The 15,724-nt window shown below is 53.7% G+C and carries 13 protein-coding genes; 4 read left to right on the forward strand and 9 right to left on the reverse strand.

Annotated features, from left to right (window positions below):
- Positions 1-114 precede the first annotated feature (114 nt).
- Positions 115-2,250: a polyribonucleotide nucleotidyltransferase gene (pnp, locus tag ACFQPC_RS06570; protein ID WP_382270946.1), complete on the reverse strand. Its 2,136-nt coding sequence runs from the start codon at positions 2,248-2,250 to the stop codon at positions 115-117.
- A 201-nt stretch (positions 2,251-2,451) separates the two neighbouring features.
- Positions 2,452-2,721: a 30S ribosomal protein S15 gene (gene rpsO, locus ACFQPC_RS06575; RefSeq protein WP_012079314.1), complete on the reverse strand. Its 270-nt coding sequence runs from the start codon at positions 2,719-2,721 to the stop codon at positions 2,452-2,454.
- A gap of 151 nt (positions 2,722-2,872) precedes the next feature.
- On the opposite strand from rpsO, the gene bamE reads away from it, so the two are divergent.
- Positions 2,873-3,382 (forward strand): outer membrane protein assembly factor BamE domain-containing protein, encoded by a 510-nt coding sequence (gene bamE / locus ACFQPC_RS06580; protein ID WP_382270948.1) that lies wholly within the window; start codon positions 2,873-2,875, stop codon positions 3,380-3,382.
- A 159-nt stretch (positions 3,383-3,541) separates the two neighbouring features.
- On the opposite strand, the gene oxlT is transcribed toward bamE, so the two are convergent.
- The 4 genes from oxlT to ACFQPC_RS06600 all read right to left on the reverse strand — a co-directional run bounded on the left by oxlT (position 3,542) and on the right by ACFQPC_RS06600 (position 8,265).
- Positions 3,542-4,852 (reverse strand): oxalate/formate MFS antiporter, encoded by a 1,311-nt coding sequence (gene oxlT / locus ACFQPC_RS06585; RefSeq protein WP_382270950.1) that lies wholly within the window; start codon positions 4,850-4,852, stop codon positions 3,542-3,544.
- 255 nt (positions 4,853-5,107) lie between these two features.
- A complete protein-coding gene (locus ACFQPC_RS06590; RefSeq protein WP_382270951.1) occupies positions 5,108-5,425 on the reverse strand; it encodes a hypothetical protein in 318 nt (105 codons plus the stop codon).
- Between the two features lie 272 nt (positions 5,426-5,697).
- Positions 5,698-7,041: an NADP-specific glutamate dehydrogenase gene (gene gdhA / locus ACFQPC_RS06595; protein WP_382270953.1), complete on the reverse strand. Its 1,344-nt coding sequence runs from the start codon at positions 7,039-7,041 to the stop codon at positions 5,698-5,700.
- A gap of 312 nt (positions 7,042-7,353) precedes the next feature.
- The gene (locus ACFQPC_RS06600; protein ID WP_382270955.1) at positions 7,354-8,265 is read right to left on the reverse strand and encodes a LysR family transcriptional regulator; all 912 of its coding nucleotides are present in this window, start codon (positions 8,263-8,265) and stop codon (positions 7,354-7,356) included.
- 236 nt (positions 8,266-8,501) lie between these two features.
- Between ACFQPC_RS06600 and ACFQPC_RS06605 the strand changes: the two genes are divergently transcribed.
- Genes ACFQPC_RS06605 through ACFQPC_RS06615 form a run of 3 tightly spaced genes read left to right on the forward strand, consistent with a single transcriptional unit; the run spans position 8,502 to position 12,159 of the window.
- Complete coding sequence (locus ACFQPC_RS06605; RefSeq protein WP_382270956.1) at positions 8,502-9,359, forward strand: FAD binding domain-containing protein; 858 nt, start codon at positions 8,502-8,504, stop codon at positions 9,357-9,359.
- Positions 9,356-9,844, forward strand: a complete 489-nt coding sequence (locus ACFQPC_RS06610) for a (2Fe-2S)-binding protein (RefSeq protein WP_382270958.1) — start codon at positions 9,356-9,358, stop codon at positions 9,842-9,844. Before ACFQPC_RS06605 ends, ACFQPC_RS06610 begins: the two co-directional genes overlap by 4 nt.
- Positions 9,841-12,159, forward strand: coding sequence for a xanthine dehydrogenase family protein molybdopterin-binding subunit (locus tag ACFQPC_RS06615; RefSeq protein ID WP_382270960.1), 2,319 nt, complete (start codon positions 9,841-9,843; stop codon positions 12,157-12,159). Before ACFQPC_RS06610 ends, ACFQPC_RS06615 begins: the two co-directional genes overlap by 4 nt.
- A 70-nt stretch (positions 12,160-12,229) precedes the next feature.
- Here the strand turns inward: ACFQPC_RS06615 and ACFQPC_RS06620 are convergent, their stop codons facing one another.
- The 3 genes from ACFQPC_RS06620 to ACFQPC_RS06630 form a co-directional block, all read right to left on the reverse strand.
- Complete coding sequence (locus ACFQPC_RS06620; protein WP_382270962.1) at positions 12,230-13,615, reverse strand: UbiD family decarboxylase; 1,386 nt, start codon at positions 13,613-13,615, stop codon at positions 12,230-12,232.
- Between the two features lie 98 nt (positions 13,616-13,713).
- A complete protein-coding gene (locus tag ACFQPC_RS06625) occupies positions 13,714-14,628 on the reverse strand; it encodes an amidohydrolase family protein (protein ID WP_124575018.1) in 915 nt (304 codons plus the stop codon).
- Between the two features lie 66 nt (positions 14,629-14,694).
- Complete coding sequence (locus tag ACFQPC_RS06630) at positions 14,695-15,603, reverse strand: amidohydrolase family protein (RefSeq protein WP_382270964.1); 909 nt, start codon at positions 15,601-15,603, stop codon at positions 14,695-14,697.
- Between the last annotated feature and the right edge of the window lie 121 nt (positions 15,604-15,724).

Consider the following 15,724-nt stretch of genomic DNA (forward strand, 5'->3'; position numbering starts at 1 on the left):
TCTATCCCCTTGCAGCAAGCATGGTCAAACGTCATCCCACTCTCACAGAATGAAAAAACCGCCCACAGCTTGCGCGGTGGGCGGTTTTTAACCATCTGGTATGTCAGGAGTCAATTACTCTTGCGCTGCCGCTGGCTCCGGATTTTCTTCCGCAACAGCTGCTTTCATCGACAACTTCAGGCGACCACGGTCATCTGTTTCCAGAACTTTAACGCGTACTTGCTGACCTTCTTGCAAGTAATCAGCAACTGCGTTGACGCGCTCATTGGCGATCTGGCTGATGTGCAACAGACCATCTTTACCTGGCATTACTTGCACGATGGCACCGAAATCCAGCAATTTCAACACAGTACCTTCGTAGATCTTGCCGACTTCAACCGAAGCGGTCAGCTCTTCGATACGACGTTTGGCTTCCTGGCCAGCAGCTGCATCTACCGATGCAATTGTGACCACGCCTTCATCGCTGATATCGATTTGGGTGCCGGTTTCTTCGGTCAATGCACGGATAACTGCACCGCCCTTGCCGATGACGTCACGGATTTTTTCTGGATTGATCTTGATGGTGATCAGGCGTGGCGCGAAATCAGACAATTCACCAGTGGTGCCACTAGGAACGGCTTTTTCCATTTCGCCGAGGATGTGCACGCGGCCTTCTTTAGCTTGCGCCAAAGCGACTTGCATGATTTCCTTGGTGATGCCCTGGATTTTGATATCCATTTGCAAAGCGGTGATGCCGTTAGCGGTACCAGCCACTTTAAAGTCCATATCGCCGAGGTGATCTTCGTCACCCAGGATGTCGGACAGAACAGCAAATTTGCTGCCTTCCTTGATCAGGCCCATAGCGATACCGGCAACGTGTGATTGCATAGGTACGCCAGCGTCCATCAGTGCCAGGCAGCCGCCGCAGACCGAAGCCATCGACGACGAACCGTTGGATTCGGTGATTTCCGAAACCAGACGCACCGAGTAGCTGAAATCTTCCGGTGCCGGCAACGCAGCAACCAGTGCACGCTTGGCCAGGCGGCCGTGACCGATTTCACGACGCTTAGGTGTACCGACACGACCGGTTTCGCCGGTTGCGAACGGAGGCATGTTGTAGTGCAGCATGAAGCGATCTGAGTACTCACCCATCAATGCATCGATCTTTTGTTCGTCACGTGCGGTACCCAGGGTTGCGATAACCAATGCCTGTGTTTCGCCGCGGGTGAACAATGCGGAACCGTGGGTACGTGGCAATACACCGGTACGGATGCTGATAGGACGCACGGTACGGGTATCACGACCGTCGATACGTGGCTCGCCTTCGAGGATCTGCGAACGTACGATTTTTGCTTCCAGGTCAAACAGGATGTTGCCGACTTCAGCTGTATCAGGAGCTGCAGCGCCGATGGAAGCAGCCTCTGCCGCCAACTCGTTGTTCACTTCAGCAAATGCATCTTTCAGCTTGGCGGTACGTGCTTGCTTGTCTTTGGTTTGGTAAGCAGCGCGCAGTTTCGCTTCTGCGAAATGAGCGACGCGAGCGATCAGCGCTTCGTTCTTTGCTGGAGGCGCCCACTGCACTTCTGGCTTGCCACCATCACGTACCAGGTCGTGAATCGCATCGATAACTGCTTTCATTTGATCGTGGCCATAAACAACCGCGCCCAACATGATTTCTTCGGACAATTGCTGCGCTTCGGATTCAACCATCAACACTGCTGTTTCGGTACCGGCAACAACCAGATCCATCTGCGATGTTTTCAGTTGTGTTGCGGTCGGATTCAAGATGTATTGACCATCGATGTAACCAACGCGAGCAGCACCCAGAGGACCCGCAAACGGGATACCAGCTACGCACAATGCAGCCGATGCGCCGATCATGGAAGCAATGTCCGGATCAATCTCAGGATTAACCGACATCACGTGAATGATGATCTGAACTTCGTTCAAATAACCTTCCGGGAACAACGGACGGATCGGACGATCGATCAGACGCGATGTCAGTGTTTCTTTTTCGGAAGGACGGCCTTCACGTTTGAAGAAGCCACCTGGAATACGACCGGCAGCATAGGTTTTTTCTACATAATCAACGGTCAATGGAAAGAAATCCTGACCTGGTTTTGCATCTTTGCGAGCAACAACCGTTGCGAGTACGACCGTATCTTCGATCGAGACGAGTACGGCACCGGAAGCTTGACGAGCGATTTCGCCAGTTTCAAGCGTGACCGTATGTTGACCATACTGGAAAGTTTTAGTGACTTTATTAAACACGGTGTTCCTTTCTAATTTTACCGACAGATTTTCAGGCGCTGTCGTTCACCTCACCACAAACAACCGAGCAATATGAGCGATTGTTTTTATTACTAACTACATTACAAACAAGTACAAACCACCAAAAGACAAAATGCCCGCATCAGAGAACTGACGCAGGCATTTTTATCTATGAAAGCCGGATAAAATAGCGCAACGAAATTACTTGCGCAGACCGAGCTTTACAATCAGATCGCGGTAACGAGTAGCGTCTTTACCTTTGAGGTAGGACAACAGGCTCTTACGACGATTAACCATCATGATCAAACCACGACGGGAATGATGATCTTTAGTGTGTGCTTTGAAGTGGCTGTTGAGTTCGTTGATACGAGCTGTCAACAATGCGACTTGAACTTCCGGCGATCCGGTGTCGTTTTGACCGCGGGCGTTATCGGCAACAATAGCTGCCTTGCTTGCTTTTTCGAGAGACATAAAAACTACCTTTCACATGCGATGCATAGAGTCTGAACCCCATACACCGTGAACAACGATTAAAAAAACTGGTCGAATTAACCAGCCCCGCAGTATAGCGGAAAGACCCAGCCGATTCAAACACTTAGCGCATTTATTTGAGGAAAACAGCATGAAATATGGTCAAAAAGCAATCCTGGGAGGATTACTCCTGATGCTGGGCGCTTGCGCCAGCTTCATGCCACCGCCCATCAGCATAGGCGAACCCGAATCCTCAGTCGTCTCCAAGCTGGGGCAACCCACTTCCCGGATAGAGGATAAAAACGGGTATTTACTGGAGTATACGCGCAATCCCTGGGGCCAGGCCACCAATATGGCGCGCTTTGACCGCAGCGGCAAGCTGGTTTCCTATGAACAAGTGTTAACAGTTGAGAAATTCGCCACCATCAAGCCGGGCATCGCGACCAAGGACGATGTCTTGCGCACCATAGGCCACCCTTCCGAAACCTCCTATCTGTCCCGGCTACAACTGGAAGTCTGGAGCTATCCATACAAGGAAGCCGGCGTCTGGAATTCAGTCATGCATGTGCACTTCGACAATAACGGCGTCGTAAAGATGATGCAAAACGCGCAAGATATGCGTTTTGAGCGGGATGGCATGTTTGGCTTCGGCCGCATGTAAAACAGCTGCAAACGCATAATAAACACACGTAAACGAAAAAGGGCTGATGCTTATGGCATCAGCCCTTTTTTATCACCCTCCTCGCAAGGAAGGCTGTTTCAGCAGCCTGGCACCACGATCATGGTGGTGCGCCAGCCCTGGGAATTCAATTCCAGCCGATTAAGCCGTAACGCGTTTGTCTTCCGACGAAGCTTGCAATGCAGCTTCTTTAGCTTGCATGTTTTTACGCATAGGGCTCAGGATCAGTTTTGCCGACAAGCCGGCGAAGATCGTGATGATAGCTGCGACCACGAATACGCGGCTCCAGCCACCGTCAACCGCCAATACCGATGCCAGTGGCACCAGCAAAGCAGCCGTACCTTTAGCGGTGTACAGGGTACCCGAGTTACCAGCGGCGAATTTGCTACCGAATATGTCAGCGCAGATTGCTGGGAAGATCGAGAAGATTTCGCCCCAGAACAGGAAGATCAAGGCTGCGAAGAACATGAACGCGTACATATTGTGGCCCCAGGTCATCAAGCCCAACAATGCCAGGCCTTCGCCGATAAAGACGATGAACATGGTGTTTTCACGGCCGATTTTGTCGGAAATGAAACCGCACAATGGACGGGTGATACCGTTGGCAACGTTGTCGATAGACAGGGTCATGGTCAGCAAAGGCAAGGTAACGCCGAACAGGGTAACTGGCAGCGAAGCAAGGCCGTAGTCGTTAGCGATAGGACCCAGTTGTGCAGTTGCCATCAGGCCACCGGAAGCAACCAGTACGAACATCAGGTACAGGACCCAGAATACTGGCGATTTCAGCATTTGCTTGGTAGTGTAATCAACCTTGGTAGCAGAACCGGCTTTCGCCAATGCAGCTTTAGGTGCAACTGGTTTAACCAGCAACATCGACAGGATGAAGATACATACGCCCTGGATGATACCGAAGGTGAAGAAGGTTTTTTCGTAGCCAGCCGATTGGATCATGTTGGCAATAGGAATCACCGTGATCGCAGCACCAGCACCGAAACCGGCAGCGGTCAAACCAGCTGCCAGGCCGCGACGGTCCGGGAACCATTTCAACGCATTACCAACGCAGGTACCGTACACGCAACCAGCGCCGATACCCGACACAACTGCACCTGCGTACAGCATAGGCAACGACGATGCAAAGCTGTAAATGATCCAGCCCAGGCCGGCACAAATTGCACCACCGGCAACGACAGGACGAGGACCGAATTTATCGACCAGGTAACCTTCGATAGGAACCAGCCATGTTTCAGTCACGATAAAGATCGAGAATGCGAGTTGAATCGCAGCCTTGCCCCAGTGATGGGCATTGTCCATAGGCGTAACGAACAGGGTCCAGCCATACTGTAAGTTCGCCACGAAACCCATACATACGATACCGATGATGAGTTGCATCCAGCGATTTTTGTAACCTGTGCCGGCTTGTGCTACTGCCGTGCTTGTTTGATTGTTGCTCATTTCTAACCACCTCTCAAGAAGTCATAAACGTGGAAACAGCGTTGCAGCCCGTCGGTTGTGGCAATGCGGGCCAGCCAGCATGTTTCGAATTAATTGTTTGACTGCAGGCATCCGAATAGGGAAACGTAAGGTTTCCGATGTAGGTCAAGACCATCCGACGATCTGTGACTTATTCGCGTGATTGATGACGTTGACCAACATGGCCAGATATGTGCGGATGCCTGGATCAGCACACGCCATTACGTCAAATGCCTGCTAAACCAGAGGTGGTGCGCGGGAGCGGTATGGTAGCGAAGCTACCGAGAGGAATTGCTCGAAGGTGACTTCAAGCCGTGCCACGATCAATTGCGGCACAAAAGCGCTAATCGACAACGACGAGGCGCCGTCATCAAATTCGTCTAATGCAAGGTGCTTGGAAAGATTGCCGTCAGCGGAATCACCCTCTTCCAGCGTGCATTGATGATCGAAAGCCGTTTGCTGTACAAATGTCAGTGCACCGGCAAACGCAACGTGCTGCGAAAAGAGCAGCAAGAAGGCAAACCAGATATAGACAAAAGAGGAACGGGATTTCATGTTTGGAGACGACCTTGCTGGTGACACCTGAAAGCAGTTACGAGCAAGATCCATTCGGCTCATTTATTTCATCAATGAAGCAATTATAGATCTTTTCGGCGTTTAGGGTCCGACAGATATTCAATTGCCGACTGACAGATATTCGATCTCCTCATAATGGCACAATTTGCGAAGCACGATCAACGCTTGTTGATGAGGGATAACACGTAGAAATAAAAACGCTTCCGTTAAGGAAGCGTTCAGATTGATGCCATGGAGCAATGTATTGCCAATTAATAAACGCCCTGTGCCAGGATGGCATCTGCCAGTTTGACGAAGCCGGCAATATTTGCGCCGTCAACATAGTTGATAGAACCATCAGCGCGTTTGCCGTGGTGCGCGCAGTTCATGTGGATTTCTTTCATGATGCTATGCAAACGCTCGTCAACTTCTGCATGATGCCAGGAGAGGCGCAAGGCATTTTGCGACATTTCCAAACCGGAGGTGGCGACACCACCGGCATTGCTGGCCTTGCCTGGTGCATACAGGATGCGCGCGTTGATAAAGGCATCAACCGCTTCCAGCGTGGAAGGCATATTCGCACCTTCAGCGACGCACACCACGCCGTTCTTGATCAGGGTTGCAGCATCGTCGCCATCCAGTTCATTTTGCGTCGCACATGGCAAGGCAATTTGCACCGGGATATGCCATGGGCGCTTGCCCGCTTCGTATTGCAGCTTGAATTGCTTGGCAAACTCTTCCACGCGACCGCGCTTCACGTTCTTCAACTCTTTCATCGCCTCCAGCTTCTCTTCATTGAAGCCGTCTTTGTCATACACGGTACCGCCGGAATCTGACATCGCCACGACCTTTGCATTCAACTCCATCGCTTTTTCAACTGCAAACTGCGCGACGTTACCGGAACCTGAGACTGAAACCGTCATGCCATCGAATGATTTGCCGCTATGACGCAGCATCTCTTCAGCAAAGTAGACTGTGCCGTAACCGGTCGCTTCAGGGCGCATCAGGCTGCCACCGTAAGCCAGGCTTTTACCTGTAAAAACAGCCGAAGTATCGTTCGACAATTTCTTCATCATGCCGGCCATGAAACCGACTTCACGCGCACCGACGCCGATGTCACCGGCCGGGATATCAGTATCCGAACCCAGGTGGCGATACAGTTCAAACATCAAGGCCTGGCAGAAGCGCATGACTTCGCCATCGCTCTTGCCTTTAGGATCAAAATCAGAACCACCCTTGCCGCCGCCCATAGGCAAAGTCGTCAATGCATTCTTGAAAGTCTGCTCGAAAGCGAGGAACTTCAGGATAGACAGATTGACCGATGGGTGGAAACGCATGCCGCCCTTGAACGGACCAATCGACGAGCTGTGCTGGATACGGAAAGCGCGATTGACCTGCACCTGACCACGATCATCGACCCACGACACGCGAAACTGAATGACGCGCTCTGCTTCTACCAAGCGCTCCAGCAAACCATCCTTTGCATATTTCGGGTTGTTTTGGATAAAGGGCCACAAGCTGAGCATGACCTCTTTAACAGCTTGCAAGAATTCTGGTTGATGAGGGTCGCGCTTGGCGACCATGGCAAGAAAGCCGTCCACGGTGGCGTGAGTCAAAGTTGCTCCTAATATAAATGGGGAAGTACGCATCCGATGCAGTATCGGATCACAGTCTGCGATCGCAATTGATGTATAGCGTCGCTTTACTACGTGAAGGAATAGGTTGAATCTGCATCTTTCACAGAGCGCACTATTTTAGTGCAATTTGACAAGATACGCAGCTAAAAGCTATCTGCCATGTCACAAATATGTTGAAAGACATCAAATGCTTATCGAAACCAGGGGCGCAACCAGTCCGAAAAGTATTCGACCCCGCCCTGCGTAAACAGTGCGAAATCGATAACGAAAAATACTAAAACCAGACCGCCATCAATTCTGGAAAGCTTCAAATCTGCTGCGTATCAGGATGTCGCGGAAACGTTGCGCGGTAGGTGAAAGCGAGCGATCCGCGTGCGTGATCAGGGACACTTCGCGCCTCACATCAAAGTCGGCCAGGTCACGCATCACCAGCCCCAAACCGGTTGCGAGTTTGGTCAATGCAGTACTCATCACCGCCACACCCAGTCCGGCTTCAACCATGCCCACCATAGTCAGCGGCAAATACACCTCATACAAACGTGACAGCGTGATGCCTTCTATCGCCAGCGCCTGGTCCAGGCGGTCGCGGATAGGGTTGCCGACATGCGGCCCTATCACAGGAACATCGGTCAGATCGCGCCAACGCAATACACGTTTATGCACAAGCGCGTGATCTGCGCGCATCACCACCACAAACGCATCAGTCGACAACAGGTAGGCCGTCAGGTCAGGACGATTCACGGATTCAGTACCGATACCGAAATCGACTTCGCCCGAAGACACCATCTTGGTCACTTGATGCTCGGCCACGTCGTGCAACTCTACTTTGACGTCCGGGTAATCCAGTGCGAATTGTTTGATGTAATACGGCAAAACCAGCGCCGCCTGCACCGACGAAGCTGCGATGGAAACTCGCCCTCGTCCCAGTGTCTTTAGTTCGCTCGAACTCAGGATCACGCTATCGATATCCGATACCGCTTTTTTCATCATGGGTAAAAGCTCGGCACCCGCCTGTGTAATGTGCAATTGCCGGGTATGGCGATCAAACAAGCGCAAGCCGAGGTTGGCTTCCAGCTCATGCACCAGCGTGCTGACGGAAGACTGGGACAAATCCAGTTTATCAGCCGCACGGGTAAAACTTTGCTCGCTAGCGACTGCAATAAATGCGCGTAACTGGCGCAAGGAAACGCTGTTATTGCTCATAGTATTAATAGCCTTACACGATTAATAAATTTGATTATATGTATTTACTGATACGTTGCAAACAATGATGATTCATTCGTCCGGGAAGATGCGCTTCTGGTTGCGTAAGGCATACACCGCACACCTGAGCGCCCCCTTCCCGGGACAAGCGAACGTACTCACAGCCTGCCTCGCGACATCGTTGCGACAGTATGGGCATGCATGGTGAGAAACTCATGACTCGTTAAGGAAGACCGATGAGAGATTTTGCGTATTTCGAACCGACCACGCTGGATGATGCGGTCACGCTGCTGCAGAGTTGCAAGGGTACTTTGCTCGCAGGTGGCACAGACCTGCTGGTGCAGATAAAGGAACATGTGCGTCAGCCCGACCACGTCATCAACATCAAAAAAATCCCCGGCATGAGCGGCCTTGATTACGACGAGCAAACCGGTTTGCGCATAGGCGCACTGACCACTACCCGCACGGTAGAAACATCCGCCATCGTGAAACAGCACTACGCCAGCTTATGCCGTGCCGTGACCGACTTCGCGTCGATACAGGTACGCAACCGCGCGACGGTGGTCGGCAACGTCTGCCGCGCCTCGCCCTCGGCCGACACACTCGCGCCCTTGATCGCCGACGGCGCCAGCGTACAGATCTACGGCCCGGCCGGTTATCGTCAGGTGCCACTCGATGGCTTCGTCACCGGCCCCGGCCAGACCGCGCTGGCCAGCGATGAAATCGTCACCCACCTCGTGATCCCGCCGCCAGCACCACACACCGGCAAGGTCTACATCAAGCACGGCCGCCGCATCGCGATGGAACTCGCCACTGTCGGCGTCGCCGTCAGCCTGACGATGGACGGCAAAACCTGCAAAGACATACGCATCGTGCTGGCAGCCGTTTCCGCAGCACCTCTGCGTGCCAACGATGCGGAAGCCCTGTTGCGTGGCCAACGTCTTAATGCAGAGCTGATAGCCGCGGCAGCAGAAGCGGCTATGCATCAGTCACGCCCTATCAGCAATATCCGCGGCAGTGCTGACTACCGCCGACAAATGGTGAAGGTACTCACGCGCAGGGCGATAGAACAAGCACTCAAGGAGGCAGCATGAAACACATCATTCCCGTCACCATCAATGACGAAGCCTGCGAACTGGCAGTCGAACCCAACCGCACACTGCTGGACGCATTGCGTACTGAAGGTGCACTGACCGGTACCAAGAAAGGTTGCGATGTCGGTGAATGCGGCTCTTGCACCGTCATCCTCGATGGCAAGCCGGTCAATTCCTGTCTGGTGCTGGCAGTGGAAGTACGCAATCGCCACATCCAGACCATAGAAGGCATACAGACTTCCTACGATGAAGTGCACCCGCTGCAAGATAACTTCATGCGCTGCGGCGCTGCCCAGTGCGGCTTCTGTACGCCCGGCATCATCGTCATGGCGAAAGCCCTGCTCGATGAAAACCCGACGCCGACCGAAGACGAAATCAAATTCGCGATCGCCGGGAACATCTGCCGTTGCACCGGCTATACCAAAATCATCGAAGCAATCAAGCTGACAGCAGCTCAGCAAAATCAAAAGATGGAGACACCATGAGCGACCTCATCATAGGCCAGAGCGTCAAACGCACGGACTTGCTGGCGAAAGTAACAGGCAATGCCAAATACGTCGCCGACATGGGCATGCCCGGACTGTTGTACGGCAAAATGAAACGTTGTAACATCGCGCACGCGAAGATCAAACGTATAGACACCAGCAAGGCCATGCAACTGGCCGGTGTCAAGGTCATCATGACGCACGAAAACGTGCCCCGCATCCTGCATGCAGGTTCGCCACATCCACGCTCGGCTTCCGTCACCTGCGACCAGTACATACTCGATGACAAGGTGCGTTATTGGGGCGAAGGCGTCGCTGCGGTTGCGGCTATCAGCGAAGAAATTGCAGAAAAAGCGGTCGCACTGATCGAAGTGGAATACGAAGAGCTGCCTGCAGTATTCACGGTCGAAGATGCACAAGGTCCGGATGCACCGTTGATCCATGAGCGCCAGCCCGGTGGCAACCTGGTACTCGATCCTGTGCAATTCACGCGCGGCGATATAGAAACAGGCTTCGCCGCAGCAGACATCATCCTCGAAGGAGAATACGAAGGTGGTCGCCCTACTCCAGCGTACATGGAACCGAATGTCTGCACCTGCCAATGGGATGGCAATGGCAACCTGACGGTCTGGATATCGACCCAGACTGCTTTCATGGTGCGCGGTATCATGGCCGAAGTAATGGGCCTGCCTTTGCATAAGGTACGCGTGTTGGTCGATCACATGGGCGGCGGCTTTGGTGCGAAACAGGATTTGTTCCAACATGAATTCCTCTGCGCATTGCTGGCCAAGGAAACACGCCGGCCGGTACGCATGGAATACAGCCGCGAAGAAACCTTCCTCGGCGGCCGCACGCGCCATCCGGCCAAGGTATGGCTCAAGCAAGGCTTTAAAAAAGACGGCACCATCACCGCGCGACAGGCACGCGTCGTCTTCAACTCCGGCGCGTATGGTTCGCACGGCCCCGGTGTCACCATCGTCGGCACCTCGGCACTGCTATCACTGTATCGTTGCGAGAACATCCATCTGGAAGGACGCTGCGTCTACACCAACAGCCCGATCGCCGGTGCCTTCCGTGGTTATGGCGTGGTGCAAACCTATTACGCACTCGACATCCAGATGGATGAAGCAGCAGAACGCCTGGGCATGGATCCGCTGGAACTCAAGCTGAAGAACGCAGTGCGTGAAGGCGACATTGCACCGTCCAACCACCCTCTCATCGGTCATGGCCTCGAGGATTGCATTAAAAAAGGTCGCGAAGTGACCGGCTGGGACACGCTGCGCAAACGCAAGCGTGACCTGAACGGCCACATGCGCAATGGCTGGGGTATAGGTTGCGAGATGCATGGCAGCAGCGCCTACCCCGGCATCAAAGAGCAAGGCAATGCCATCGTCAAAATGAATGAAGACGGTTCGGTGGTCTTGCTGACCGGTACTGCCGGCCTAGGTACCGGTGCACATACCGCACTGGCGCAGATAGTCGCAGCTGAGCTAGGCGTAAACTTCGACGCAGTCTCGGTCGTGCATGGTGATACCGACGTCGTGCCATGGGACATAGGTGCGTTCGCCAGCCACACCACCTTCATGGGTGGGCGTGCAGCGCAAATGGCAGCTGCCAATGTCAAAACCCAACTGCTGGAGCGTGCCGCCAAACAGCTGGAAACAGCTGCTGACAATCTGGTGGTTGACCAGGGATACATCACTATCCGCGGCAGCGACGCAGCAGGCATCAGCGTGCGCGAAGCCGTCAGTGCCAAGAAAGGGATACCGGCAGCGCAGCTGGTAGGCAGCGCCACCTATCATCCGACCAAGTCGTACTCATTCGCTGCGCACTTCGTCGAAGTGAACGTGGATATCGAAACCGGCTATATCACCGTAGCGCAAGTCGTCCCGGTGCATGAAATCGGCAAGATCATCCACCCGGTCGGCGCAGCCGGCCAGATCGAAGGTGGCATACAGCAAGGCATAGGACATACGCTGTATGAGGACTACCAGATCGATATGCAGACCGGACGTTCATTGAACGCCAACTTCGTCGATTACAAAATGCCGCTATCGATGGATATGCCGCCTATCCACACCCTTATCCTCGAAAGCGCACCGGATCCGGGCGGCCCCTTCGGCGCCAAAGGTGTGGGTGAAGACCCTATCGTGGCAATAGGCCCGGCGATTGCTAACGCGGTGTATGACGCCATCGGTGTGCGCTTCCATCACTATCCGATCAAGCCGGAACAAGTGCTGCAGGCGTTGAAGCAAAAAGCAGAACAGCAGGCATCGGAACAAGCCGAACAGAAAGTGCTGGAACAACAAACCTAAACCTGGCGCAGCAAAAAGGCCGGACTAGCAATGCTGGTCCGGCCTTTTTTATACCTTCTTAATGTTGCGCTTAGAGTTGCGCCAATATCTGCTGCGCCCGCGCAATCGAATCAGGTGAGATCTCCGCACGTATGCCGTCAAACTTCGGCCCACGCGTCGCGTCCAGTCCCATGCGCGAAGTAGTGCCGACACCGGAAGCAGAAGGATCAAGCGCGCTACCCGGCAAGCCATCGACTATCACCACATCCTGATGCGGCTGCAGATGTGTCGCGATCGCCCACAGCACTTCTTCATCCCGTGTAATGTCGACATCTTCATCCACCGCCACCACGGTTTTTAGATACGGGTCCCAGCCCAGCAGACCCAGCATTACCTGGCGTGCCTCGCCCTGGCGCATTTGCTTGAGTGCGACGTAAGCATGGAAGTGCGTACCGGAACTCGGATAGTGTACGGCGGTGACGCTAGGGAAACGCTCGCGCAGTTTCTCCACCATCTCTGATTCACGCGGTATGCGACCCAGGTTCAAATGCTCGGCCGAATTGCCACCGACCACATCCACCAGGATGGCATCGTGTCGGCGCAATACCGTTTCTACCTTGAAGAGATTATTGGTCGATCTGTCCGACGAGTAACCGGTGAATTCACCAAACGGTCCTTCATCGACACGTGCTTCCGGATCGATTACACCTTCCAGCACGATCTCCGCCGAGGCCGGTACCGCTATCCCGTACTTGGGCGTGCGCACCACATCCAGCGGTGCGCCAAACAAGCCACCAGCTACGTGACGCTCGTCCACACCAAACGGCAACCGCGCAGCGCCTGCCAGCATGAACAAGGGATGTGCCCCTATCACCATCGCAATCCGTAACGGCTGTTTACGTTCTATCGCAATTTGCAGCAAACGCCACAAATGTCCGCGTGAATGCAAGCTGGTCGCAATCTCGGTAGCTGAATGCAAGGTGGAACGGTGATAGCTCATATTGCCGACACCGGTATCCGGATGCTCGGCCACGATCACCGCATTCGTAATGTATGGCCCCTTATCAGTAGCAAAGTGCTTGATGATGGGCAGCGTATGGAGATCGAAATTGCTGTGCTGTACCGCATCCATGATCGGCCCGGTCGTAACAACATTCGGTGCCACCAGACGCCGTGCACGTGCCTGGTATTCTTCATGCAGATGTTGCACTTCCACGCCCAGCATGCGTGCTACGCGCTCACGTGAAGCGAACATATTCGTCACCAGCCTCGCTCCCAGGTCGCGCACCTGGTCAAATACCAGCAGTGGATGCTTACCCTGCCGCGCCAATTCCCACACGATGGAAGTCGGGTCCTGATCCGCACTGACCTCTTCCTTGATGGTCACTACATCATTCGGATAGGCTTGCAGATAGTCGCGCAGGAAGGTGCGGAAATCCTGATTCCTGGAAAAATCAGGGATGTGTTTTTGTGTCATGCCGTGTCCTCTTTTACAGTTGGCTCATCAGCACATAAAGCTGGTGGACAGCATGCTATGTCCACCAGCTTTTTGCTTCGCATATACGCTATATCGACTTACTTCACGCCGGCATAGGTATCGGTCAGGCGGGCTTGCGCTTCTTCCATCGTGCGCGGCGGCGGCGTCGTCTTGAGGCCGATCAGGCGTGCGATGTTGTTGCCCATATAGTCTTCCAGACCATCTTCGTCCAGGCCCATGCCTTGCGGCGCAGGTGAACACAGCACTTCCAGCTCACGCAGCCACATGCCTGGCTCGTTCGGTGGCGTATCAGTACCGAAGACGATCTTGTTGCGCGGCAGCTGCTTGGCAAACTCCACGATACGTGACTGGAAGCACCAACCCGATTCGCAGACCACGTTAGGCGTATCCATCGCCATCCAGAATGCTTCGAACGAATAGTTACCACCGGTCTGGATACCGAAGTGACCGATGATGAAATTCACCATAGGGAACTCGCGGATGATCGGATAGAACTGCGTCGGGATGGTGTAAGGACCGTCGCCGGTGTGGATCAGCACAACGATGTTGTACTTCGCGCACATCTTCATCGCAGGACGCAGCCAGTCCAGCGCACGATCCGGACGATAGCCGTGCATATTGGCGTGCAGCTTGAGCATCTTGAAGCCGTATTCCTTGACGTGGAATTCCAGCTCCAGCGCGCCTTCTTCGGGCCCCCAGCGCGGATTGAAGGTGAAGTTGCCAATGAAACGGTCAGGATATTTTTGGCACAACTCGGCGATGTAGGCCATGTAGTCGCGTATGCCGTCACGACCACGACGGTTGCCATCACGGTAGCCGGTATTCCCAGGTGGTGGCTGGATGAAGCCCATGTCGATGCGGCGTGGTTTGCCGTTAATCATGTAAGGGCCATCCATCATTTTCAGCATACGTTCGCCATTGAATGGCTCGCCGGTATGACGCCATGCTTCATCCACCAGATTGGTTGGGTGCAGATGAGTATCGATAATCATTTGTAGACTCCAGAATTAAGTGTGGGGAACGCGCAAGTATTAGGTGCACACGATGCCTGCTTGCTTTTACTTGCTGCCTGCCAGGCGCAGTTGCGCCTCTTCGAGATTGCGTGGTGGCGGCGTGGTTTCGAGGCCTATCATGCGGGCCACGTTATTGCCCAGATAGTCCTCCAACGTGTCCTCATCCAGATTCAAACCTTGCGGTGGCTCGAAGCACAGCACTTCCAGCAAACGCAGCCACATGCCAGGTTCATTCGGTGGTGTATCCGAACCGAACAAGACCTTGTGCTTGGGCAGTACCTTGGTGAATTCCACGATGCGCGACTGCAGGCACCAGCCGGATTCGCAATACACGTTAGGCAGGTCCATCGCCATCTGGAATGGCTCAAAGCAGTAGACACCGCCGGTCTGCACACCAAAGTGCGCCATGATGAAATTCACGGTTGGGAATTCCTTGATCATCGGCACCCACTCGGTCGGGATGCTGTATGGACCATCGCCGGTATGCAGTTTGACCAACAGGCCGAGCTCTGCACATTTTTTCAACGCAGGGCGCAGCCAGTCGAGCGCACGGTCTGGGCGGTAGGCGTGCATATTGGCCTGGAACTGAACCATTTTGAAGCCCAGTTCTTTCGCGTAATACTCGATGGCTTCCACCCCGTTTTCAACGCCGCAACGCGGGTTGTAGACGAAGCAGCCGATCAGGCGATCCGGATATTTCTTTACCATCTCGACGGTGTAAGCCATGTAGGCGTCGATGGATTCACGACCGTTCAGGTCGCCGTCGGTCCAGGTGTAAATCGTGTTGCCTTGCGGTGGTTGTATGAAGGCCTTATCAATACGGCGCGGTTTGCCGTTGATCGTAAAAGGGCCGTCCATCATTTTGATCAGCCGTTCGCCAGTGAAAGGTTCACCGTCATGGCGCCAGGCAAGATCGACGAGATTAGTGGGATAACAACTGGTGTCGATTATCATGTGGATCTCCTCACAGTACATCAGGTTAGGATTACGCAAGTCTCATATCGAGATTTACGCTCTGCTTTCTGGAGGACTGTCAGGAGGCGAACTGCATAAGAAAAAACCCACTGACGAGTAC

The organism is Herminiimonas glaciei, assembly GCF_042664955.1.
GTDB classification, from domain to species: domain Bacteria; phylum Pseudomonadota; class Gammaproteobacteria; order Burkholderiales; family Burkholderiaceae_D; genus Oxalicibacterium; species Oxalicibacterium glaciei.

Excerpts from the sequence above, each read along its gene's own strand:
- ACFQPC_RS06630 (WP_382270964.1), bottom strand. The coding sequence starts at position 15,603 with ATGATAATCGACACCAGTTGTTATCCCACTAATCTCGTCGATCTTGCC.
- ACFQPC_RS06615 (WP_382270960.1), top strand. The coding sequence starts at position 9,841 with ATGAGCGACCTCATCATAGGCCAGAGCGTCAAACGCACGGACTTGCTG.
- ACFQPC_RS06600 (WP_382270955.1), bottom strand. The coding sequence starts at position 8,265 with ATGAGCAATAACAGCGTTTCCTTGCGCCAGTTACGCGCATTTATTGCA.
- ACFQPC_RS06625 (WP_124575018.1), bottom strand. The coding sequence starts at position 14,628 with ATGATTATCGATACTCATCTGCACCCAACCAATCTGGTGGATGAAGCA.
- oxlT (WP_382270950.1), bottom strand. The coding sequence starts at position 4,852 with ATGAGCAACAATCAAACAAGCACGGCAGTAGCACAAGCCGGCACAGGT.
- ACFQPC_RS06605 (WP_382270956.1), top strand. The coding sequence starts at position 8,502 with ATGAGAGATTTTGCGTATTTCGAACCGACCACGCTGGATGATGCGGTC.
- rpsO (WP_012079314.1), bottom strand. The coding sequence starts at position 2,721 with ATGTCTCTCGAAAAAGCAAGCAAGGCAGCTATTGTTGCCGATAACGCC.
- ACFQPC_RS06610 (WP_382270958.1), top strand. The coding sequence starts at position 9,356 with ATGAAACACATCATTCCCGTCACCATCAATGACGAAGCCTGCGAACTG.
- ACFQPC_RS06620 (WP_382270962.1), bottom strand. The coding sequence starts at position 13,615 with ATGACACAAAAACACATCCCTGATTTTTCCAGGAATCAGGATTTCCGC.
- bamE (WP_382270948.1), top strand. The coding sequence starts at position 2,873 with ATGAAATATGGTCAAAAAGCAATCCTGGGAGGATTACTCCTGATGCTG.
- ACFQPC_RS06590 (WP_382270951.1), bottom strand. The coding sequence starts at position 5,425 with ATGAAATCCCGTTCCTCTTTTGTCTATATCTGGTTTGCCTTCTTGCTG.